Below are 23,489 nucleotides of genomic sequence, written 5' to 3'. Positions count from 1 at the left end.
CAGTAGACCTGTTGATTCAGGGCTAAATCAGGAAAGGTACACAGAGGATTACTTAACGGTACGCTCTGTAGACCTTCCTGCTTGGGCGGGATTAGCCGCAGGTACTCAGAGATACACTTAAAGGTACGATCTGTAGACCTTGCCGATTCCTGCCAACCCTAATGGGTTACACAAAGGTACGCTTAGTAGACTTTTAGGTATCTCTCAGTGTACCCGCCAGAAACATCAGTGGTTTGCTCGATTTTTCAAAGGTACTCACTGGCGCACTTAAAAGTACGCTCTGTAGACCTTTAGCTTCCAGGTCGAACAGATGGTTTGTGGCAGCTCGGCGAATACCGGGTTTCCACGGGTACTCTCGCGGTACGCTCAGTAGACCTTTTCGCTAAACATTGATCAGTGTTTTTGGACTTATAGATAAGCGAACAGAAACCTATTTGGAGAAGTGCATGTTTATTCTTGGTATGGATATTGGCTACAGCAACCTGAAACTGGCCTTCGGTGAGGCTGGACATAAGCCGGAGACGATCCTTTTCCCTGCGGGTGCTGCGCCTGAAGACTACGTTTCAAAGTCGATCCTGGCGAGCCACTCGAAAGGCGGCTTCGAGGTGAAGGTCGGCAATGAGAATTACATCGCCGGCATTGATCAAAGCTCCATCGATGGCTGGACTCGGGTGCTGTCCAAAGAGTACCCCTTTTCCGATGACTACAAAGCCCTCTTGCACGCAGCGTTAATGGTCACCGAGAAATCTGAAATTGATATGCTCGTCACCGGCCTGCCCGTCGAGCAAGCCATCAATGAAGAGTTCAAGGCAAAACTGGTCAACCATCTCACGGGCCAGCATGAAATCAGCGAGGGCCGTTTCGTGACAGTGAAGCGGGTCAAGGTGATTCCTCAGCCGGTAGGTGCCTTTATCGATTACCTGATGACCGTAGATGACCCTCGCGTTGTTCAAGCCTCCCGAGTGCTGGTCATTGATCCGGGCTTCTTCAGTGTTGACTGGTGCGCCATCGACAAGGGTAACTTCGATAAGAGCTCGTCTGACTCCAGCCAGGACGCCATGAGTGTTCTACTGGAAGAAGCAGGCCGCCTTCTGACCGCAGACACCGGACGACCGTTTGATCTGGCCACACTGGAAGATGCAGCTCGGGGTGATCGCATGGTGCCGGTATTTGGCGAAATGAAGGACTTGAACCTGTATCTCGATCTGGCCGCCGGCAATGTCTCTGAGAACGTCATGAAAGCGGTACGGCAGAAAATGCGCCGGTCGAAGATCCAGGGTGCCGATTTCATCCTGCTTGCCGGAGGTGGCGCTGAGCATTACAAAGATGCTGCTGCCAAGATCATGGAAGGGTCTAAAGTGGTTACTGGCGAAGAACCGGTTCTGGCAAACGCTCGCGGGTTCTTCCAGCTTGGCAAGGGGTAATCAGTGATGGGCGGACAAATTCGAGTCATTCTAAAGGTGAACGAGGACTCTCACCCAGATCTGTATGCCGATCTGGAGAAAGTCGATCCGAGGCGACGAGGCGAGCGCTTACGTCTACTTGCTACTTCTGAACTGCGCTCTCATTTTGAGGGTCGAGTTCAAGTTCAAGCGCCGCGTAAACACTCCAAGGCAACGGCATCTTCGGATGCCAAGTCAGGGGATAACTCTCCCAAAGAGACCCCAAGGGAAGTTGCAGCGGCAAAAGACCAACAACCCACCCAAGAAAAGCCTGAGGAAAAGGATCAGTACCAAGATGTGCGGAATTCAATCCTGGGCGGCATGGCAAACCAGTTCTAAATAGAGGTAACAATCATGGTCAAATTCAAACTTGCTCTTTGTGTTCTCGTAACAGCTTTCATCGTCTCCGGGTGCTCCTCTAACTATAAGCCCCCACAGATTGCAGACGATCTCATCTGGACTTCAGATGGTGAGGATAAGCGTCCCGGCTGGACTGCCAATGGGGTTGTGTCAAAAGCTAACAGGAACGAGATTTCCTTTGTTGGCATGAGCAACCGCCATAGCACGCAACGTGGGGCCCGTGATGCAGCCATGAGTGATGTGCGTCGACTTATCACTCAATATGCGGAAACTCAGGTTGATGACCAGGTTACAACAACCGAGCGGAGCTCTGGCCTTCAGGATGGAATCCAGAATCCGACCATTACACGCGAAGTCGTAACCCAGGAAATTGCCAGCCTGGCTATCCAAAAGATGAGCCCCGAAAAATGGCGATTTGAGCAGTGGAAGAACAAAGCGACAGGTGAAACCTTCTTTACCGCTTTTGTCATGACCACCGTTCCGGCCGCTGTATTTGAAGGCGATACCACAGGTCAATAATTATGAACACTACCCGTCTGGCAAGCGTGCTGCTCAGTGCAACGATGATGTGGGGGTGCTCCACCCTCACTCAATCACCCGGAGATGTGACTTCCGATGCCTACTCTTCAGCAGCGCCTTTGCCGGCATGGACTCAGGTTTCAAGCGGAGAAACAGGTACAAGCGTTTGGTTTGTAGGTCAGGCAGAAGCCTCCTCAGAAGCAAAGGCCCGGAGCCAGGCTGAAAATCATGCTGTAGGTCACCTGGTTCGCTACTTGGGTGCTGATGTGAGGGTGTCAGAGCTTTCGCTGTCAGAAACACAAACGGGCACCGATGGCATTGCTCGGGAGCAAATCTCAAGCCTTAACGCGGTAGGCCTCTCAGGTGACGCCCACTCATCTGGAGGCACATACTCTTATCTCACACGGAATAACAACGGCACCTATATCGTATGGGCTCGTTATGAGCTTTCGAGAGAGCAATTTCGCAGAGCTCAGAAAGCGACCAACAGCTCCTATAAACAGCGCATCGAAAGACTCGCAGAAGCTCGAAAGTTGGCTGAGAGATCTCGGTATACCGACATCGAAGGCCTTCGGTTCGCAATGGTAACTGGCGAGGCTGTTTCTGCGTTTAACCCATCACGGCCCGCTCAATCTGAAAGCCAGGCTGTTGCCAAAGCCAAAAATGCAGCCACCATGAAGATCGTTGAGACGCTTCTGGGCCAGACCTTACAAGCCGAGCGGCATGGAGCGGTCACGTATCTTTCAGGAAGCTCGCAAGGCCGGGTATTCCATGAGGAGATCTCAACCCGCGTATGGGTTCTGGGATCAGAAGTTAAAGCTGAAACTACCATTCTTGGCTGGACTCCGACTCCATAAGGAGTTCAGCTCCTCCCCTCCCCTCGTTTAAGCTTGCAGACTCCCAGGTTAATGGATAATGGGATGTAAGGACGCTTTTTGGAGAAAATACTATGCTTCGTTCGTTGATTTGTGGGGCTTTGCTGGCTCTTTTTGGATCGTCATTGTCGTTTGCCGACGATGAAGCGATCGTTGTGTCACAGGGTTACGGTGTCGCTTCGAGTGTTGAAGACGCAACAGAGCTGGCCCTAACCGATGCCGTAAAACGGGCAACAGGGGCTCTGATTGTCTCGCGGTCGGTTTCCACATTCGATATGACAGGACACCGTGGCACCACGAAAACAGTAGGCGTAGTGGACGGGTTTGTTCGGAACTATGACGTTGTTTCGGTTGAAGATAGCGGTCAGTACGGACGTATCCGCGTGACGGTGGATGCCGAAGTTGTTCCTCGGGCCAGGACGAGCGACGGCAATGCTCAAGAGAACCCTGATATCGTTCCTTGGGTTGGCGAAGCTTCGAGGGTAGCCGGAATACCGGAAGCTCAACGGAAATTGAGGGAGTATCAGCGTGTGCTCGAAGGCTTTCTTGGGAGCCCTTACGATCAGCTGCAAGCAGGGTATTTCATCTCACCGAGGACGTACATCGTGGACATGGTTGGCCCAGATTACGTCGAAGGACGAGTTCTTGTGGATGTGATCGTGAACACCGCTTATTGGAATGCCTACTACAGCATTCTGCAAGCCATGCCCGCTATCAACCCGGAAAGATCAGATCTGGAGGGGCCCCTGGACGACTCAAAAGGGGTTGCCAGAAACGCTGGAGTGGCCGTTGACGAGGCGCTGGTTGATTATCTTGCCTCACCAATCCCGGTTGCAATCAGCTTCAAGAGCCCCACCCAAAGCTTGGATGGAGTACACAACCATCCTGCCAGGATCGTTCTGTACAAGAACTCCGTGTTCATTAATCACGAACGAGTGGGTACGGCTGTCGTCCGGAAATCAACGTCGGTTGATAGACCTTACGCTGCTCCCATATCAGAGCGGAACTCTGCGCTGACATGCAGCATCACTGGTGGCTACAAGTATTTATACACTTGCGGGACTCGCTTCACGGTGGAGCTTCCGTTTAAGGTTCAGACTGAGCACCAGGCGAGGATGTTGTTTCAGAGCGGGGTCATCTTTGGCCTGGCTCGTTGAACCTAATAAGGCATAAAAAAAGCCGTAGGGCATTCCTACGGCTTTATTGTTAAAGGTTTGGAATTAACGATTGGCTACCATCGCGCCTCCAAATCCACTATCCATGAGATTATCTCTTTGGCTCCAAACCTCTGCTTCAAATTCATTCATTGGAGTTTCAGCTGCAAACCGATCGGCACTGTACCCGTCACCATTTTGCTGCCTTGAATTCAGGTATAGCGATTCAAGGTTTTGCAATGTGCTATCAATGCTCTGAACGTAGTCTGGAGTAACCTCAGAACCTTTTGGTAGCAGATTAGGTGCTGATACTTCCAAGGCGCTTCGCATCTCGTCAAATCGGGTTTGCTTTTCTCCCGAGTTGGCTGCACCTGGCTGACTTGGAGCTTGTAGTTCAGCGCCGGCTACCGCAGCACCAGCGGGCGCACCCTGCGGCTGTGCCGGGGTTTCGGCTACCGTATTCGGAGCCTCCGGCTGTGCGGGGGTTTGAGGAGGATCGTTTCGATTATTATCGCCCAAACTGTAGCTTCTGTTTTGCACACCACCGCTTGTTGCGGACTGATACTCGAAATCTTCACCGGCTTTACCAACGCTCTCAATACTTGGAACGTAGTTTGAAGGTCGGCCCTCACGATCCGGCACGTCCACGAATGCGCCTGCAATGCGCTCTTGATCAGGGCTTTGTTCACCAAAATTCTGAGACAGCTTTTTATTATTGGCACGATAATTATTCACCAACTCTGGATTATCTCGCCATTCAAAGAACGAGTCGTTCTGTACCTGGGATCCATACCCAGCTTCACCCAGCTCTGCCCTGGCTGCGTACACTCGACGCTCTGGCACATTGAGCTGCTCATAAAACGCCTGTTCCTGTTCCGGGGTTTCGATGCTATTAATGTTGTTATCTTTCAGGAACTGATCGTATTTTTCGCCAGCACCTGTCAAGGCAGAGTCGATCTGCGCCACGCCTTGTGTCGCACCACCCCATCCAAAGCCGCCGAGGCCTGTTTCACTCCGGGCTTTCAGCTGGTTGTAGGTTTGTGTCCTATCTGCCAGATCATCCCGGAAAGCCTGTGTCTGGGATGACTCAGACAGCGTTCCGAAATTATCGTAAACCTGCTGTTCAAACGGATTGAGAGTTTCACGGAACGCTTCAGCATCAAACTCTTCACCACGACTTTCGGCGTTCATCCTGGCACTAAACTCTTGTCCGGCAACGCTGGTCATCGTTGTGTTCAGATAGTCCCGCATCTGATCGCCTCGATCCCCGAGCGCATTGAGACCTTGAAGCTGCATCTCGGAAGCAGTCGCGATGTTGAAGCCATCTTCGTTGAACATCTGTTCGGTTTGATAATCTTTATAGTCGTTATATGCCTGGTAACCACCTACAGCCAGTCCAGCCACCATTCCGGCCTTGCCACCTCTTAGTGCGCCTTTGGCTACATTAGACCCTACGCGTTTTGCGATCATCGCGCCCAGCCCTGCTCCGCCAGCTGTTGCAGCCAGTGAATTGTTCGCCATTGAATCCATAGCCTTCTGACCTTCTTCAGAGGTCAGATACTCTACGGCCTTAAAAGCATCTCTGGCATAGGTTCCATTCGCTCCCTGCTGTTGTGCGCCGACCTGCTGCACTCGGGCCATCTTTTGTTCTGTAGAGAGCTTGTCAAAGTCCTCTCCCAGAAGGTTTCTATCGATATTATTGTTTTCGATCTGGGCTTCAACTGACTGTTCTGCCGGTGAATTTACATCTGTGTCATACTCTCTATTAAGAATTTCTTCTTGGCCGGCGGCAACTCTGCCCGCGAAATCCGATCGTTCATCCGGCTTTAACTCGCTAGGCTTCGGAATGCCGTCAGCCATGTCATTGTAGGTCTCATCTACGTCAGCACTGGTTGCATCTTCCACCTCATCCACTAAGCCCGAGGTGCCGACGTTGGCTTCTCCTGCGCCGACGCCAACAGGATCGATCAACCCTGCCATTGCGCCGATCTCGTTAACCGTTTCCAGGTCGCCCTCTGCCGCAGCTTGTTTCATCGCACGGATAATTCCAGGGGTCGACGTGTCTACACCATCCCATACAGCTTCATTTCTATTCGGATCCGCCATCCTCTGATTGATGTAATCTCCGATCGCAGCTTTCGTTCCATCATCGTTCAATGATCCGACGAAATCAGACATAGACATTTTGGCTCTGGCACCCAGGCTGTTAGCCGTGCTTTGAGTGGCCTGCCGGGTTTCCCTGAGACTCGTCGCTCTGGATGTCGCTTTCTCAGCCTGCTGAAAGGCTCTCTCAGATTCCTTAAAGCTTTCGTTGTTACTATAGGCTTCATTGAATGTAGAGCGCTCTTCTTCAAACTTGGAGCTGTTCTCCTGAACCTTTTCTTCAACCGCAGCAACCTGACGATTACTTTGATCATTAACTTCTTGAGCAATCTCTTGGTAAGTCTGTGATCCTTTAATGTCACCACGAGCCGAGAGTTTTGCGGCGGCGGTGGCTTTTTGGGCGGTTGACCAATTGGATGTATCAACTCCATTTTTCTTGAATGTGTCCGACACTTGATCGAGCGTCGATTGGCCACCTTCGGCTTGCGCGGCAATGCCCAGCTGAATGGCCATCGCAGTCGTATCTTGTTCTCCGCTTGAAATACGGTTTGACGATACCAGGTCTGCTGATGCGCTTTCTGCTACGGAACTAAGCGTTTGAGTGCTACTTCCCGCCGCCGTGGCGCTTCCAACCTGATTCGCATAGCTCATGACCCCTTCGATAGCGGCCTCAGAGCCCTGACCAACTCTTTCGGTAGCCTGTTCCATCAAGCTTTGTTCTTTCGCCGCCGAATTGGTCATCCCCTGGCTGTAAATCGATTGAAGGTCAAATGTCCCTTGCGCATCACTGGCATTAGCTTGGTAGCCGATTGATGTTTCAGCGTTCGGTGTGAGCTGACCCTTGAAACCGCCCACTTCAGCTTTTCCATCCAAGGTATCAACCCCTGCGTCGGCGTTGGACGCGGCATCAACCCTTCCGGCCAAGCTGGAGGCAGTAACCGCAGACCCATAGATCAGCATCAAGGTGATCGCAGGTGTAGCCGCCAGAAGCATCGATCCGGTACCGAGCCAGTGCGTGACCGTTGAATAAAGCTCCGCGTCACGGGATATTGACCCCAAGGCCCCCCCATCTAATGCTCCGTATTTGCTTAAAGAAGCCATAGCGCCTGACGCCGCCATCTCAATGTATAACTCGATGGCCGCCGCTACCGGTTTCCACAACTGTATCCAGGTTGCGAACACCAGGTATTTCCCAATGAGACTGATACCGCCTATGCCCAACGTCACCAAAAACGCAGCAAATGGAGCGGCGATATACATCATGGCCTCAAAGAAAGCCATCAAAGGTGTCATTGTCTTCATGAAAATGGATGATTGCAGCGCCTGGTTTTGAACAAGGGTTGACGAAGCTCGCCCGGCTATTGCTTGAACAAATACATCCCCTTCCGTAACGGCACGCCCATCTTTTGCTGCACGATCAAAAGCACCCAGACCGATGCGGTTCATGAATTGTTTGGTTACATCGATATCGGCGCGTATATAGGCCTTTGCTACAGCATCAAAACGTGCTTTGGCATCAGTGTTGTAGGCATCCGTAGCAACAGATCCCACATCTGTTTTAGGGCAAATGCCGCCGCTAATGCTTGAGCCGCAGGTTGCGCTGACGATGCGGGATTTCATATTCTCTAATCCCTCATCACCGAACAGTCTGACGCTGATCCGATCATGCGCTTCTGCACACCCCAAATTTTCTAGAACCTCATCCTCAGCATCATCTTTATAAATGACGCGAGTTCTATAAAGATTGTTGTTCAGCTTAATCGCTTCCCAAACAGTCTCGTATTCCGCGTCGGGAGTGCCAGCCTCTAAGATGTCTTTCTTTTTGATTGGAAGCTGTCCAGCAGTATCCTGTAGTGACAACCCGACCTTGGTGCAGTCTTGGAAATAACGATCGATGTTACCTTGAATCAATCCTTCGGGATCCCAGTTAACAATCGAGTTGTCGAACCCCACATCTTTCATTCTCATCAGCATTTCTAACGCAAATAGCGGGTCAATGCCGTTGGCGTCAGGCCTTGTAAATTCTGTCCTGAACCAGTCGGAGAGTTTCGAGCCAATGCCGGATATGATTGCACCGGAGGCCGCGAGTCCTATCGGAACATCATCGACGATTTCGATTCTGCTCGGTGCAAGCACAGCACCTCCACCGCCTATAACCGTTCGCTCTTGTTGAATCCTCACCCCATCGACGGTAATCCCAAAGAACAAGGCATACATCAGTCCGGCAACTGCTATATTTCCTACTTTTATTTCCGAACCGCCGGAGCTTATCCCCTGGATTACAATCCAAAGAATCCCTAGTAAGAAACCAATTGCAAGTAATGTCTTAAAGTCTGCAAACGACATTATGGCGGAGGATGCCCGAATCACCTCCGCCAAATAGCTGATATCACCGAGAACTCGAATAGTAAAATCCATATTACCTACCCTTCAAAGCCTGGTGGATATCGAGCATTGTATTCATCTCTTTGAAAGCGTTTTGTTGTTCATCTAGGACGACTTTCACAAGAACATCGTATTCTCCAATGATGTTCCTTTGCACAGTGTCCAAGTTTCTCATGATATTCTCGTACGCTTCCTTACCCCCGGTTTTCTCTACAGAAGAAAGCTCTTTCCGGAGATCGACCGTCATTTGCATAAGAAACTCATATGCGGCGTCTAAGGCATATAGTTTCGTCCTTGCTCGAACAAAGTCCTCAGGTATAGGAAGGTTCATTTCTGCAAGGTTTCTCGCAAATGCGTACACACCAGGAAGTCTTGGCAGAAACTCTTTCTCAGGATCCGTTAGGTTCGCCTTCGCTGGATCTGTGTCAATGTCGTAATACACTCGCAGACGGTTCACAATGGAGTCAGGATTGGAGGGATCTACGATGTCAAAGATCGGCTTATGTAACCCCTCCCATTCACCTATAATCACTTTGTTTTCCTCAGGTGACATGCACTGATCGTTGTTGCACTTATTCCCAACTATTTCCTTTCCTTCAACTAAGCTATAAATAAGGTTATCGGTTCTTCCCGGTTGCAGCACGTTCGCTTCTGGTACTTTTTGTCCATCTCCAGCTGTCTTAACTTCCAAGATCACTGAGCCAATCAGGGTTAGCACCAGGTTTGTAGCTTGTTCTTTGCTCATTCCGGGAACCAACCTAGAGTCAAAGCCTTCTTCCTCCAAGTACGCTGTTACGAGGTTCTTGCTTTCGATTTTATCCGCATTTCCCTCTGATGGAGTTGCTGCGCCATCCTCAGGTGAATCATCTTCCCCCGAAAACATCGACATTACGCTGGTCTTAATCTCGGACGCCGAGTAACCCCAATCACCTGAGTTATCGATGAGTGCTTGGAGATTGTCTTCGCACCGGCCAAAGGTCATCTGCCCGAAATCGTTTGCCATGTCCATCAGTTCGGCGATCGCTGATGCACATCCATCGCACATCTTCTGTATTGCCAAAATCACCAAATAAGGTGCCATTGCCGGAATTTGTTCAATGAGATTAACCAGTTGATCTTTGGTAATCAGGGATAATGATCCAAGATGAATGTCCACTCCTGAACAGGACGCAGAAAACGAAGGTGGATCTATCTCCCATAGTTTTACTCCAGTGAATTGCGGGGCCTTAAAACGAACCCTCACCCGGCCACCATCTACAAAGCCAGCACCTTCATTGAAAACAGCCTTAGGTGAGGTGGTTCGGATTGATTCTTTAAGATCTTTTGCCATGTCTGACAACGCACTAGACATCCCCCACGAAGGGGCCGACATCGCTAACATTGCCGTTGCGGTGAACGCGATCAGAAAGTTTTTGAGCTGGGTCATTTCCGGGCCTCTTGTAACTGCCGAAGTATCTCTTCCGTTGAAATGTCTTTGAGGTTATTGAAATCTGTGTGCCGTGCCGCGTTAGGCGCTCCTCGCAGTTCCCCGCGAGCATGGAGAAATTCGTCCTCAGATAGGATGTCCATAAGTTTTGCCGCAGCGGGTATTCGTTGGGCGAGCCGACCGCGATCAAGTGTGCCATAGCCGACAATCTCCACACGTTGTGGCGGAATGACTAGCGCAACAGCTGGTGTTGCGCCGATGTTTAGGCGTTTTGAGAGCCCATCATCTACAATGGGATCGAGTAGAAGATCCGTGCCACGCATGCCCATCAGTTGCTGCTCCGCCCCATCAATCGCGATCGGCAAGATATCTACATCGAAGTCTTTGGCCAGACTGATCATGCCGTTAACCATCTGCCGACTGACATTACTGTTATCAAACCAGAACCAAATGCCTCCGTTGTTTGCTTTCAGTCGATCGAACACCGTAGCCATCATTTCTTTAGCTACACGCTGCCTTTCTTTTTCACCGCTGATGGAATTTGAAAATCTGACGCGAGGATCAAGATCCGGGTTGTCCGCCAGAACTTGAGCGGCCACCCTGGCAAAAGTCGTTGATTTGGAGATCATCTGCTGATGCACTGCGTAGAATGCAGCGACATTCTCAGGCGTGGGGTTATCTATTGCCCGGTTTTGGATCTCATCAAAGTTCTGTCGGAACCATTCAACAGACATCGGCGCTGGGCCTGAGCTCACGGGCGGGAGCTCTGTCACTTCTACGGAACTTTCTTCGGGCTTCGGTGCGGCCGGCAACTCAGGCTCGGCCGAACGCTCTTTCAAACGCTGCTCGTTATAGAAAAACCAGCCTTCGTCAGCTCGATCATAGAACGGGCTGACAGCATGAACTTTCGAGGCTGCCAAAACAGACAATAAAACTACGAGGTATCGCATCCACACACTCCTCCAATCAACAGATATTGTTGCCGATCGAGAAGCGCATGTGCGCCGGAAACCCCATCAAAAATGGCGGTGTTTCCGGCTCCTGGGAGAGTGATTCGGAGAAGGGGTGTCAAGCTGTCAGGCGTGCAACCGCCGCTCTGCTGCGATGGCGCTTCAGAGCAAAATTGGCGACTTCTTCAGATTTTGCACAAATATGGCATTGATTAGCCATGGGGTACAGGGATGGGAAATGCGAAGCACACTGGAGGCACTGACTTACATGGGCGTCTTCAACCTGATCCCACAGGCAGCTCGCCAAAAAGTAAGCCTTGTCTAAGGATAGAATCACAGGGTCGCGAGCATGGATTGCGCGATATGCTTTATAGGCTTCAAGGACACCATACGCCTGTTTGGCGTTGTAGATTCGCTCGCCGCACTCTTTCATATAAATCTTCAGAAATTTTTGTGCAGGCATGGAGTATTCGCTAAATGGATCCGCGATGGCCTTCCAGGACGTAGTGTTTCGGCCACCTTTCGGTGGCTCGCCGATAATTTCCAGGTAGATTGCTTTGGATTGCATATTGGATATACCGGATATTCTCTGAGCGGTCGAGCGCCGCGCTCCGTATCGGATATATTCAATATATAACTTTACTGCTTCTACCTGATTCACGACGCCCCCACGATGATCAGTAATTAGTGCTTTATCACTTTCAGCACTTCTTTCGCCCTAATACATATCGGGCACACTTTTAGTATACGCTTTCCGTGCATGAACACCCTGCCACAATCAGGGCAAAACTTGACCTCCGCACCCGGCTCTTTTTGCGCGATGGCTCGCGCTGCCGACCAGGCCACGGTCAGTCCGATCTTGTGGGTATCGTGTAGATATACCCCGGTGTAGACCTTGTAAGCTTCCAAAACCGCTTCATGATCTAGCTCTTCGAGAAGTGATTCTCCCGCTACTTTCCAGTAACACATTAAGAACTTTTGCATGGGCCCGTTAATCTGGGCCTTATTGAGATAGTTTGCCCATCTCTGCGGATCGCGGCCGGTTTCTGATCCTGTGCCATGAATGTTTCGGTACATCATGACTGCTTTGGTGCTGGTGATGGCGCTCACCAGTCTTGCCGTTGTTACTCTGGCCCCGTACCGAATGTACTCCTCACAGAGCTCGTACTTTTTTGCTGTGTCCACTTGCCACCTCAGACCGTAATCATCAGCTGGTGCAACGCATCCAGAGGGCTGTTGTCATCTGCTGATGTTGCAGCCTCGATGGCGGCTGACAAAAGTTCATTATTGCAGCGCGGCACAAACAGTGCGGCCGGCATCTGAGCAAGCTTCGCGAGCTCTGCGGTATTCATTCCCGAAATCTGCTCTGCAACTTCTGTGCTGATTCCGAACTGTACTTCCGCCTGCGTCGTGTTGAACTCGGCCACTTCGCTCATCAGCGACAGCGTTAAAAAGTTGATTGTCTGGATATTCTGAAGAATTTTCTCAGATTTTTCGATATTCGGGCTTACGATCTCGCTCACTGCACTTGTCCTCCACAAACTTCGTGTTGCCAGCCTATTCCGCATGAGATCTGAATCACGCTGCTGCCGTACGGCTTTGCCAATTTCGGCGTCCAGCTATGGTACCTGCCTACACGCTCTTCCAAACTTCTCGCTTTTGATGCCAGCGCTTTGGCAAGAATCTGGGATCCAACCATAATGTTGATCGCAGGAATGAGTAGCTCATCTAGTTCCTCTACTCGCTGTCCATGCCAAAACAGATTTACCTGCATCATACCGACATCAATCCGCTTCAGCTTGTCGTCATCCCTGCCATCTGCAAGCAGTTCGGAAAGGATTTCTGACGCTTCGAGAAAGCTTTCTGGCCTATAGATTGTTGAGCCATCTCTGATCACATAGGGATCCGGGCGAGCGAGTCCACTGTCCAGCATTCGGCTCTCCTGGAGAGCTACTGCATAGAGAAGTTCCAGCGGCACTCCGCTTACGTTAGCTTTATCCCAGAGCGTGCCCGTCAATCCTGTTTCCGCTCGCAAACCTGCGGTTACCACGAGCAGCGCGAATCCTACCAAATATGAAAGTATGGTTAACATGTATTTTTCAACTTTTTACAATTCAATGCCCTGAATCTCTGTTCAGGCCTTGTTTATAGCCGTTTTCTACGCGACACAATGTTGATCCGCGTCAAATCCAAGGCTACCATATAAATCCCTTTCGTTAACCTTTGGTTTAGCTGTGAATGAACAAAGTTTCTTAGGTACAAGCGATGGAATGCTTGCCACGCGATTCCAGGCGGTGGCTGCGCGACTTGATCTATCAAACGCAGATATGGCTCGCGAACTGGAAGTCAGTGCCCCTGCTGTCACGAAATGGCTTAGGGATGGCCGCGTAGGCCGGGAAAATCTGGTTGAGTTCTGTGAAAGCTATGGGATCGACCTTCGCTGGATGCTGACCGGCAAAGGATCAATGCTGGAGAGAGCTGATAGCAACCTGGTTTTACTAAGCTCGATGCGTTTGAGCGATATAAGGGTTAGTGATGATGGTTCACTCCGTCTCGTTTCGCCCCCTAATCCAGAATTCTTGATTCCCCAGGCCTTCCAGGTAACGAATGACAACGAAGTTCTCTCCGTCTACGTGACTGACGAATCTATGGGGTCAGCATTACCTAAGGGGGCCTACGCCCTGATACAGCGTTGTGATCCTGATAGCGCCTTAAAGGTTGGGAGCGTTGTTGCCGTTACTATTAAGGGTGTCGACCAGCTGTTTTTACGGCGCTTTGAACAGCCCCGTTTCGGTGAGACGTTGTTCGTTCCGGACAACCACCGATATCCAAGCATTAACGGGGAAGATGCACGAGTTTTTGGCGTGTGTACCGAAATACGCACCCCCCTGATCTAATATCCGATTTTTCGTGTTTACGGGTTTTTTTCGGATATTGAAGTTCTATAACGCTGAATCTCGATATTTTTTGCTTTTTTACTTGATGAGCCGCTTTCCTTTGGCCTAAAGTTCACACAGCCAAAGGAGGAACTCTTACTCATGACACTATTACCGAACTTCTCAGCGACCGCAGAATCGATTCACGAGCTTCGCAATAACGCCAATAGCCTGATCGAAACGATTAAAAGCACCTTTAACACCGGCATTGAACGAGAGCTCCGAACTTTTTCGTCGTCAGAAGTCGCGGAATTCACCGGGATTCCTCATCCCACCATAAAGAAGAAGAGTAAGGACGCAGCGACGACAGGTTACCCCCCAGGCATCGTTAATCCATCAAACGGGTACCGCCAATTCACTCTCGACGACATCATCCAGATTGTGGATATTGAAGGCCGCCTGCCTAAAAACGGGTGCTTTATCCTGGCGGTCACCAATTTCAAAGGTGGCTCCGCCAAGAGCACCGTCACGATTCATTGCGCTCAAAGAGAAGCGCTGAAAGGCAAGAGGGTTCTGGTGGTTGACCTTGATCCCCAGGGCTCGCTTACCAGCCAGTTTGGGTACACCCCAGATACTGACATTGCTGACACAGAAACAGCTCGCGATTGGCTATCCGGCGACTCAGATGCGCTGCCGGTTAAAAGCACGTATTGGCCAAACATTGACCTTATACCATCAAACTTGGGGTTGTATGCCGCTGAGTTCGCGCTCTCTAATCGTCTGGACGACGACGAAGAGTATGAGTTCTTTGAGATTCTGGAGATTGGGCTAAGTGAACTGAAAGACCAGTACGACATCATTATTCTCGATACCCCCCCTGCCCTATCGTATCTAACCACGAATGCGCTGTTTGCCGCAGACGGTGTGCTGGTTCCGCTGCAAGCCGGGATGCTCGATTTTTCCAGTGTCGCGCAGTTCCTATCACTTCTTGGCTCAACGGCCGAAACATTCGGTGAAGATCAGTCCTGGGCGATGTTCCGTTTTGTCATCACTCGTTTTTCCGGAACCGACAACGAGGTTGTGGCCGGGGAATGGATACATCGTATGTTCGGCAATCGTGTGTTGACCAACCCGTTCCCGGAAACGACAGCTATTCGTGGCGCATCGACCGAGCTAGCAACGCTCTATGAAGTTGACCAGAGGAACCCTGACAAATCGCGCCGGCTCGACCCCAGAACATACAAGCGAGCACGAAAAGGCGTTGATGCGGTTATGGCAGAAATTTCTGACAGCATAGAAGCGGCACAGGCAAAACGGGCCAAGGATCTTGAGGCCAACAAAGCCAAGCTGGCAAAGGATCTGGGGGTAAGCGCTGATGTCTAAATTGACCGACAGGCTTAACCTTGCCGACAAGGCGCTGGAGAACTCAAAGAAAGCCGAGGCAGCAGCGCCGAGGCCCTCCTCCAATTCTCCCACTTCGCTTGCTGCGTCTTCGAAAGCCCGGCAACGAAAGGAGCGAGAGAAGGCACTTATTGAGGAGAATCAAAGGTTACAGCAAGACCTGGAAGCTCTAACCAAGAGCCAGGAAAAGCTGCGAGCGCAACTTGATGATCAGGGCATCGGGTCTCAAGTCGGTGTTTACATTGAAGGCGACGAGATCATAGGCAAAATTGATCCGGCAATCGTACGACACAGCCGCTTTCGCAACCGACTTGAGCTTGCATTCAAAGATCCAGACTTCCTCGACTTGAAAGAAGATATCTATCGATTAGGTCGAAACGAGCACCCTGGCAAAGTACGAAGGATAACTCTCGACGACGGAAAGCCGGGCTTTGAAGTGATCTATGGTCATCGCCGGCTGGAGGCGTGCAAACAGCTGGGGCTAGATTTCCACGCCATCATATCCGACCTGGATGATGCCCAGGCTATTGAATCGATGATTCGAGAGAATGACAAAAATCTCCCGATCAGCTGCTACGAAGAAGCCATTCGATTTAAGAGCTGGGTGACGGAAGAGCATATCTGGCCAACCTATACAGCAATGGCTGAACAGCTGGGTGTATCGAAAGGTTTTGTTTCGCAGCGTACAACCATTCTCGATCTGCCTGAAGTGATTCCTCAAGCTGTAGGCGATCCCCGCCTTCTATCTCTTGAAGTGTGGCGAAAAATTAACAGCGCCTACATTGAGTCTCCCGAGGAGGTCGTGAAGTTGGCTTCCGAGATTGCAGATGGTGCCAATGGCTTTACCTTGGTCGACAAAGCGGAAGCGATGGCCCGAGTCGAAAGGCTGCTCTCCGCCGGAAAGAAGTCTACGAGAAAACCCTCAAAACCTAAGCAGGAATTTAAGACGAGCTCAGGAGTACCCCTTTTCGCCACAAAACGCTCTCAGTTAGTTGTAGAGTTCGACCCGAAAATCGACGCAGAGACGCGTTCCGAGGCGGTAAAAATGCTTGAGGAGTTCCTTTCCTCTCGCGTGAGCACTAGCTAATTGCTCGTATATTATTGTTTTGTAAGGGTTTACGGCGTAAACACATTCATTATCGGTATCGCGATGTTTACGGCGTAAACATTGTTCGGAGATTTCTTTGAAGCCATAGTTGGCATTTTGTGTTTACGGCGTAAACATGAAGTGCCCTGGTTACACTGTGTTTACGGCGTAAACATCGCGCAAACGAATGATATGGTGTTTGCGGCGTAAACATGGAGCGCCCCGTTTACACGGTGTTTACGGCGTAAACATCGGGCAAACGAATGATATGGTGTTTACGCCGTAAACAAGGATGCCTTAACTCTCTTGCGCATCACGTTCAAAGTGGGGCGGAGATCGTTTAAGCCCTGCCCTCGCCGAGCTATAGCGAGATGCTTTGGGAGAGCGTTTAAGCCGGGAAGTTTCGGCGAACCACATTCCACAACATAGTGGTGGAAAAGGAAAGTCACGGGTAATTTATGCGAATAAAGGAAGCTTTATGAGCGGATAAAAAAAAGACCTTCAAATGAAGGTCTTTTCGGAATACTTGGGAAGCGGGTGTCTCAGTAGGTTGCCGCCTCGATGAGACCAGGCCAGTTAGCGCTGACCCTTTGCTTCCCGTACTTTTAATCAGCTGTCCACTGACAAAAGCCACGTCACATGGTTATTTTGTCGGTATGGCGCGGCTTTGTCAAATGGAATTAGCCATGTCAACAAATAATTTACAGTCGTATACCGACAATGCTTTCTACTTCGTCATCCCTGAGCCTGTTCTTGATCTTGCAGCCAGGCTCAAGTTGTCCTACTCAGAAACCATGGTCTATGTACTCCACTTCAATATGGGGTATCGCTGGAAAACCTGGATCTCCACCCTAACCTGCCGAAAGATTGCTGACCGTCTGAAAATCTCCGAGCGTGCTGTCAGCATGGCCCACAGGAAGCTGTCAGATCTCGGGCTCATCAAGAGAGAGAAAGGCGTTCGATACAATCAATATCGTGAAGCCCCGGCCGCCACTACCATTCTGCTTAGTCCTGAGCTGGAACAATCTTTCAAAGACGCACCTACGCGATCAAGCCCTAACTCAACAGATGTTTACGCTCATGAACAACAAAAAGGTAAGGCTTCACAACCTTTAGAAGGTCATCAGCACCAAGTCGTCGATTCTTCTTCTGAGCTTGCGCCCCATAAACCAGAACCTGTTAAGACGGCAAGCACTCCCGTCGCAACATCACCTGAGACTGCAAATCTCTCCGACCTTCCGCCCGACATTCGGGCTGCTATAGACCTGAAGCGTGGACGGTATAGCATCGAGCAAATGCTCAGAGCCAAACAAGCTTATTCTGAAGCTTCTATCAATAAGATCCTTTCCATTTACGACCGTAAACACGGTGCCACCTCAACAACGAAACTAGCACCCGATCCGTCACTACGAGGAACAGCCTCTAAAGCCAGAGAAGGCTTCAGAACCCCTGATCCAGTTGAGCGACTCAATAGCGCTATGCTCTTTGAAGAGATCGAGAAGAAGCTGCATTGGAGCGTCAAAGGACGCATGCATGACATCCGGCCTGGCATCGCTGAAGAGATTGCTTTTGCTTTGACGCTTGGAACGCTTAGAGACAAGAGCTTCAACCATGGCCTGAACATAGCCTTAAAGCTCGTGAGGGAAGAGCGATGGACAGCTCCTAAAGGCTTTCACCTGTATGAAGCACAGCTCGCTTGTCGAGCCTGAAGCGGTGTTCAGTGTATAAAAAAACAAAATTAACTAAAGAATTTCAAAGACTGTTAACAAGGCTCGAACATGTGGATAACTCAAACTCAAGAAACCGGCTCAAAATCGTACGGGTTTTCCATCCCGGCACTAGCAACCATGGGCGATAATTTAATTCCTGGAACTTCACACATGGAGTTCACGAACGTAAACAGCCACCAGGATAAGTGATCACCCAGATGTCTTTGCGCATTGCATCAGCGAAAGAACTTGCTTCTTGGAAAGGGCAGGGCATGAGCTCAACCGTCGCCTCACAGCTCGAAGCCCATCTCAAAGATATCGATCGGTCAAAGAAAAAGCTGGAACGCTTAGAATCCCGCCACCGGAAAAGCCCTGAGCTAGAGGATCAGCCATATTCCGCGCTTCCGCCTACAGACCCTGCGATCAAACTTTACAGGGCCTGTGTTAAGCGATGGGGTCGCTTCCAAAGCGGTGGTGACGTTCTGATGGAGGTGCTAGTCGTTCCCGGACGTAAATTCCGGCTAGACATTGCGTGGCCTAAGAAAAAGCTTGGAGCTGAGCATGACGGATGGGAGTTTCACGGGAAGCACCTCGAAGACTTCAAGAAAGACCGGGAGAAATACGTCTCTGTGACTGCTCAAGGCTGGTCGATCTTACCCATCAGCTCATACCAGGCCCGGTTTGAGCTAGAAGAAACACTGGATCTGATCCAGCAAGCTCTTGATGCGAGACCTGATGACCCCAACTTTACCATTCGGTATACAAAAGCCGGTTATGCGGTGTATTCAGAGACCTCTTAACCCTTCAACCAAACTCTCCAGATCCTTCGCAGAGTAAGCCGCACTGGTATTGATATTAGAGTGACCCGCAAACTGCTGTACTAATCGAAGATCTTCAGTCTCATCAGCAATATCTCGCAGTACGGTATGGCGGAGCCAATGTGTACTGGCAGCTTCCCTCAGGTTACCGGCTTCGTATTCCTCACCAGCCTTTGATGCAATGTCCGCAGCCGACAACATCAACTCTTTAACGATCCGATAGGCATGCCGAGATCCCATTCCTTCGAGTACCAGGCCTTCGACATCACCACTATCCGACACCTGGTTCAACTTTGGGAAGAGGGGAGTGGTCTCTTCTGGATCCGGATACATTCCCAGCCCAAGACTTCGCCTGAACGAAACCATCCCTGTAATGAATCGCTGATTCAACGGAATCGCCCTTTGCTTGCCCCCTTTGCCGGTAACCATGAAAACCCATACAGATTCAGCTTTCAGTGGCACTCGGCGAATATCACCCATCACATGACCGCAGGCCTCAGAGATCCGCATCGCGGTGGTGGTAAACACAGTCAGCATCCACTGGGCCCGGAGCTTCATTAATTCGGAGCGACCATCCTGCACTGGAAGCTCGTTTACGGCCGAAAACAGAAACGCTACCTGAGCCTTGCTCAACGATCGGGCAATGGGCGAGAACGATTGCCCAGGCGGCTTTTTAGGGGAGGGCATAGGGTTAGCTCTCAGGTAGCCTGTATCAACGAGGAACTGAATGAGGCCGGAAACTACGCTTAGCGCGTAATACACGGATTTATCGTTCAGAGGCCCCAGGAATGGCCGCCAATCTGGATGCCTGCGTGACAGCTGCCGCGCCATAATCCAATCTGCGCCAGGACTCTTCAAGAACTCTCTATATGCAACGAAATCAGACCGATCGAGATCTGATAAGCATTTTTGCCTGACCCTGGCTGCCCACAGCACAAACCGTTCAGCTTCCCGACGATACGCTCGGGCTGTCGCCACTGAATCTGCGGCTTTTTCGGCAAGCCACTGAGCAATCGCTTCACCATCGGTATTGGCAGACAAAGTAGTGTAATTGCCCCGGTGTTTGCCCCGGTAAACAGGAATCCCATCAGCGAAGGCTTGAGGTAATCCCCAGGGCAAATCCTCGGTCATCAGTTCGCCGGCCGGCAGATGTTCCACGGTTTTATCTACCTGTGTTTCACGGCTTTTATTTTCTAGATATTTCATAGGCTTAATCCATTGATCGCAGTGCTTTTGGCGTATGTTCCACGGCCATCTACTCCCCAAAGTATACCTTCCGTCTACAATGTCTGCTAATGATATTTATCGGACAAAGTATAGCTATAAAATAATAAACAATACATAATATGTAACGTGTATTTTATGGAGAAACCGCCAATGCCTCGGGAAGCCTCGATCACACAGAATGACATCACCCGCGCCGCCATACGCTTGTTACGCAAAGGTCAGCACCCAAGCGCACAGAAGGTGCGTGTGGAGCTCGGAAACAAAGGGTCGCTGTCTACGATCCACGAAGGCCTGAAGACATGGCGCGAATCATTGAACGACTCGGATCTCGATGTGCTGCCGGCGGAGATGCCGAAGGAACTAGCTGCGCCTATTGAAGATTTCTTCAACGCCTGCATGGCGATCGCTGAGCGCCAGCTGGCCGAACACCGCCAGAAAGCCAACGAGGAGATTGAGAAGGCCGCTGCCGAAGCACGCCAAGCCGTCAGTCGGATGGAGGATCTTCAAGGGTATGCCAAAGAGCTGGAGACCAAACTTGACGGACGCATTGAGCAGGTTGATCAGTTAAAGGCTCAGAACGACGAGATCCGGCAACAGCGGCTAGAGGTATCTAACCTGGCGCAGCAGAACGCTGATCGCATCGATTTTCTGATGTCGGCAAGGGACAACGACAGAAAACTTCATGAGCGAGAAGTTGACGAACTGAAGCGAGGCTTTGAGCGGGATTGTTAGTGGCCAATTAAAATGACCCACTACTGGCCATTTATTTTGACCCACCTCCGGGTGGCCGTCAGGCCACAGAACCAGCTACTGTCCCCCGCTTTTATCGATAGCCGGGGGCATGTCAGTGAAGGAGTGGGTTGTGATACACAAAATCAAGGCACTGCACGATAACGGCAAAGGGTTGTCGATCCGCGCCATCAGTCAGGAACTGGGGCTGTCCCGCAATACCGTCCGCAAGTATCTGCGGATGAATGAGAACGCGATTTCAGAACAGATTGAAGATCCCTCACGCACCAAGCGCCTCGATGATCACCGGGATTATCTGGTGCATTTGCTCAAGCAATTCCCCAAGCTCAGCGCCGTCAAGATTGCCCGTAAGCTTCAGGCAAAGGTCGGCGACTTACCGGCCTCAGACCGTTCCATTCGCCGTTATGTGCGAGTGCTCAAGGAGGAAGTGGCCTCGGCCCAGATGCGCTATTACGAGCCCATTCTGGAGGATGTGCCCGGTGTTCAGTGTCAGGTGGACCCCGGTGAGTTGCGCGGCGTGCTGATCGGTGGCGAAGAACGCACGCTGCATTTTGTGGTGTTCGTGCTGTCGTACTCGCGGTTGATGTACGTGGGCCTGGCCTTCCGCCCGCTGGATACCCAGACGTTTATCCAGCTCCATGACGAAGCCCTGCGGTACTTCGGTGGCCTGCCGGATGAGTGCGTTTACGATCAGACCAAGCTGGTGGTGATCAACGAACAGTACCGCGAACTGACGCTCAACCAACGGTTTCATGAGTATGCCACCACGGCTGGATTCCGGATCCATGCCTGCGAAGGCTATGACCCGGAGAGCAAGGGCAAGGTGGAAGCCGGTGTTAAGTACGTCAAGCAGGATTGCCTCTACGGTGAAGTCTTCCGGGATCAGGAACACGTGCGTCAGCACGTGCAGGACTGGGTTGAGAGCGTGGCCAATGTCCGCATCCACGGCACCACCGGCGAACCACCGCGGGAACGCTTCGAACGGGATGAGCGAGAACATCTGGAGGCCTACCTGTCACCGGCTTGCGTACAGCCTGTGGCCCGCGAGACACGGCAGGTGGACAAGACCGGCCTGATCGCCTGGAAGGCCAACAAGTACTCCGTGCCCATGGCCTGGCAGCAGGCCCGGGTGGGCGTTCTGGAGTCCGGCAGTCAACTCCATATCAGCGACCTGAACACGGGCGAAGTCATTGCCAGTCATGCGCTGTGCGCCGACAAGGGCAAGGTGATCAAGAACACCCATCACTACCGGGATCATGCCCAGCGCGTGAACAAGCTGGAAGCTGGCATCAACGCCCTGATCAGCGACGAGACCGGGCACCGGTTGTGTCAGCAGCTCAAGCGCTCCGAGCCCAAGATCTACAAGGATCAGTTGGTGGCTGCCCGTGACCTGCTCAAGCGCCATGCGCCGGTGGATCCAGAGTTGATCACAGCGCTGGCAGAACGCCCCGGCATGACGGCCACACGACTGCAAAACTACCTGGAAGCAGCCCAGGCGGCCGTTCTGCGGGAGCGACAGCCGGAATCGTTACCGGAACCCAAGCAGGCATTGGATCTGAGCGCCTACCAGCGTCTTGGCCGCTCCAGTGGCCAGGGGGTGACCCATGAGCCAGCTTGAACAGACTGTAGCCCGTTACCGCAGCCTGCGCCTGAGCGCAGCCGCCGATGAACTAATCAACCTGCTGGCCGAGGCAGAAGCCAACGAGATGTCCTATCTCAGCTTCGCGGATCGGCTTGCCGAACACGAACTGGTTCAACGGCAGGACAAGCGCATCCACCGGAATCGGAAGATGGCCGCGTTCCCCGCCGAGAAGCGCCTTGAGGGCTTCGACTACCGGCACCAGACCACCATTAATAAACGCCAGGTGAACGCCTTGCTGGACTTCCAGTTCCTCGACGAACGGAACAACCTGGTGTTCATTGGCCCGCCGGGTGTGGGCAAGACCCACCTGGCCATCGGTATTGGCCACAAGGCAGTGGAAGCTGGTTACCGGGTATTGTTCCGCAATGCCCTGGATCTGGTGGAAGAGCTGGAACTGGCCGAGATGAAGGGTGAGCTGAAAAAACGGGTCAGCGCCCTGGCCAAATACGACCTGCTGATCATTGATGAGCTGGGTTACCTGCCCATGACCCGGCAGGCCCGCTACAATCTGTTCCAGTTGATCAACAGCCTGTACGAATACCGGTCGATCATCTTGACCACCAACAAGGACTTCACCAGTTGGGGCGAGTTCTTCCACGACGACAACGTGGCGGTGCCGATCATTGACCGGGTCATCCACCATTCGCACATCTTTATGTTGGGAGGAGAAAGCTATCGACTGAAGCAAAAAGCCACAAGATAGACTATGAAAGGTGGGTCAATTTTATTGGCCAAAGGTGGGTCAAAATAAATGGCCATTGACAG

Annotated in this window: 21 protein-coding genes; 13 read left to right on the top strand and 8 right to left on the bottom strand. The window is 51.4% G+C overall.

Annotated features, from left to right (window positions below; all coding sequences use genetic code 11):
• Positions 1 to 446 precede the first annotated feature (446 nt).
• The 5 genes from AQ621_RS00105 (at position 447) to AQ621_RS00085 (ending at position 4,353) form a co-directional block, all read left to right on the top strand.
• On the top strand, positions 447 to 1,424 hold the full coding sequence (locus AQ621_RS00105) for a ParM/StbA family protein (RefSeq protein ID WP_058339738.1): 978 nt from the start codon (positions 447 to 449) through the stop codon (positions 1,422 to 1,424).
• A 6-nt stretch (positions 1,425 to 1,430) separates the two neighbouring features.
• Entirely contained in the window at positions 1,431 to 1,781 is a 351-nt protein-coding gene (locus AQ621_RS00100; RefSeq protein WP_058339737.1) for a hypothetical protein, read from the top strand.
• Between the two features lie 15 nt (positions 1,782 to 1,796).
• Positions 1,797 to 2,321: a hypothetical protein gene (locus AQ621_RS00095; protein WP_058339736.1), complete on the top strand. Its 525-nt coding sequence runs from the start codon at positions 1,797 to 1,799 to the stop codon at positions 2,319 to 2,321.
• A gap of 2 nt (positions 2,322 to 2,323) precedes the next feature.
• Positions 2,324 to 3,178 (top strand): hypothetical protein, encoded by an 855-nt coding sequence (locus AQ621_RS00090; protein WP_058339735.1) that lies wholly within the window; start codon positions 2,324 to 2,326, stop codon positions 3,176 to 3,178.
• Positions 3,179 to 3,270: 92 nt separating this feature from the next.
• Positions 3,271 to 4,353 carry a hypothetical protein gene (locus AQ621_RS00085; protein WP_058339734.1) on the top strand — a complete coding sequence of 361 codons (1,083 nt, stop codon included), beginning with the start codon at positions 3,271 to 3,273 and terminating at the stop codon, positions 4,351 to 4,353.
• Between the two features lie 63 nt (positions 4,354 to 4,416).
• On the opposite strand, the gene AQ621_RS00080 is transcribed toward AQ621_RS00085, so the two are convergent.
• The 7 genes from AQ621_RS00080 to AQ621_RS00050 form a co-directional block, all read right to left on the bottom strand.
• A complete protein-coding gene (locus AQ621_RS00080) occupies positions 4,417 to 8,871 on the bottom strand; it encodes a conjugal transfer protein TraG N-terminal domain-containing protein (RefSeq protein WP_058339733.1) in 4,455 nt (1,484 codons plus the stop codon).
• Position 8,872: 1 nt separating this feature from the next.
• Positions 8,873 to 10,264, bottom strand: coding sequence for a conjugal transfer protein TraH (locus tag AQ621_RS00075; protein WP_058339732.1), 1,392 nt, complete (start codon positions 10,262 to 10,264; stop codon positions 8,873 to 8,875).
• On the bottom strand, positions 10,261 to 11,214 hold the full coding sequence (gene traF, locus AQ621_RS00070) for a conjugal transfer protein TraF (protein ID WP_058339731.1): 954 nt from the start codon (positions 11,212 to 11,214) through the stop codon (positions 10,261 to 10,263). Before traF ends, AQ621_RS00075 begins: the two co-directional genes overlap by 4 nt.
• A gap of 118 nt (positions 11,215 to 11,332) precedes the next feature.
• Positions 11,333 to 11,875 carry a FlhC family transcriptional regulator gene (locus AQ621_RS00065; RefSeq protein WP_158499509.1) on the bottom strand — a complete coding sequence of 181 codons (543 nt, stop codon included), beginning with the start codon at positions 11,873 to 11,875 and terminating at the stop codon, positions 11,333 to 11,335.
• Positions 11,876 to 11,898: 23 nt separating this feature from the next.
• On the bottom strand, positions 11,899 to 12,324 hold the full coding sequence (locus AQ621_RS00060; RefSeq protein WP_413772288.1) for a hypothetical protein: 426 nt from the start codon (positions 12,322 to 12,324) through the stop codon (positions 11,899 to 11,901).
• 83 nt (positions 12,325 to 12,407) lie between these two features.
• Complete coding sequence (locus AQ621_RS00055) at positions 12,408 to 12,737, bottom strand: flagellar transcriptional regulator FlhD (protein WP_058339728.1); 330 nt, start codon at positions 12,735 to 12,737, stop codon at positions 12,408 to 12,410.
• Complete coding sequence (locus AQ621_RS00050; protein ID WP_082640784.1) at positions 12,734 to 13,306, bottom strand: lytic transglycosylase domain-containing protein; 573 nt, start codon at positions 13,304 to 13,306, stop codon at positions 12,734 to 12,736. The genes AQ621_RS00055 and AQ621_RS00050 overlap by 4 nt, the downstream gene beginning before the upstream one ends.
• A gap of 142 nt (positions 13,307 to 13,448) precedes the next feature.
• On the opposite strand from AQ621_RS00050, the gene AQ621_RS00045 reads away from it, so the two are divergent.
• From AQ621_RS00045 to AQ621_RS00025, 5 genes are all read left to right on the top strand, one after another.
• Complete coding sequence (locus AQ621_RS00045) at positions 13,449 to 14,111, top strand: S24 family peptidase (RefSeq protein WP_145840199.1); 663 nt, start codon at positions 13,449 to 13,451, stop codon at positions 14,109 to 14,111.
• Positions 14,112 to 14,252: 141 nt separating this feature from the next.
• The gene (locus AQ621_RS00040; protein WP_058339725.1) at positions 14,253 to 15,473 is read left to right on the top strand and encodes an AAA family ATPase; all 1,221 of its coding nucleotides are present in this window, start codon (positions 14,253 to 14,255) and stop codon (positions 15,471 to 15,473) included.
• A complete protein-coding gene (locus tag AQ621_RS00035) occupies positions 15,466 to 16,578 on the top strand; it encodes a ParB/RepB/Spo0J family partition protein (RefSeq protein WP_058339724.1) in 1,113 nt (370 codons plus the stop codon). The genes AQ621_RS00040 and AQ621_RS00035 overlap by 8 nt, the downstream gene beginning before the upstream one ends.
• A gap of 686 nt (positions 16,579 to 17,264) precedes the next feature.
• On the top strand, positions 17,265 to 18,287 hold the full coding sequence (locus AQ621_RS00030) for a hypothetical protein (RefSeq protein ID WP_058339723.1): 1,023 nt from the start codon (positions 17,265 to 17,267) through the stop codon (positions 18,285 to 18,287).
• Positions 18,288 to 18,505: 218 nt separating this feature from the next.
• Entirely contained in the window at positions 18,506 to 19,087 is a 582-nt protein-coding gene (locus AQ621_RS00025; protein ID WP_058339722.1) for a hypothetical protein, read from the top strand.
• Here AQ621_RS00025 and AQ621_RS00020 read toward each other — a convergent pair.
• A complete protein-coding gene (locus tag AQ621_RS00020) occupies positions 19,073 to 20,311 on the bottom strand; it encodes a tyrosine-type recombinase/integrase (protein WP_058339721.1) in 1,239 nt (412 codons plus the stop codon). The genes AQ621_RS00025 and AQ621_RS00020 overlap by 15 nt on opposite strands.
• Before the next feature lie 171 nt (positions 20,312 to 20,482).
• Between AQ621_RS00020 and AQ621_RS00015 the strand changes: the two genes are divergently transcribed.
• From AQ621_RS00015 to istB, 3 genes are all read left to right on the top strand, one after another.
• On the top strand, positions 20,483 to 21,064 hold the full coding sequence (locus tag AQ621_RS00015; protein WP_058339720.1) for a DNA-binding protein: 582 nt from the start codon (positions 20,483 to 20,485) through the stop codon (positions 21,062 to 21,064).
• Positions 21,065 to 21,194: 130 nt separating this feature from the next.
• Positions 21,195 to 22,700, top strand: a complete 1,506-nt coding sequence (gene istA, locus AQ621_RS00010) for an IS21 family transposase (RefSeq protein WP_082640780.1) — start codon at positions 21,195 to 21,197, stop codon at positions 22,698 to 22,700.
• Complete coding sequence (gene istB, locus AQ621_RS00005) at positions 22,687 to 23,427, top strand: IS21-like element helper ATPase IstB (RefSeq protein WP_053112996.1); 741 nt, start codon at positions 22,687 to 22,689, stop codon at positions 23,425 to 23,427. The genes istA and istB overlap by 14 nt, the downstream gene beginning before the upstream one ends.
• The last annotated feature ends 62 nt before the right edge of the window (positions 23,428 to 23,489 follow it).

Source organism: Marinobacter sp. P4B1 (genome assembly GCF_001447135.1).
Classification (GTDB): domain Bacteria; phylum Pseudomonadota; class Gammaproteobacteria; order Pseudomonadales; family Oleiphilaceae; genus Marinobacter; species Marinobacter vinifirmus.
Note: the sequence above shows the minus strand (reverse complement) of the source record. Positions and strands in the feature narration are given on the sequence as shown.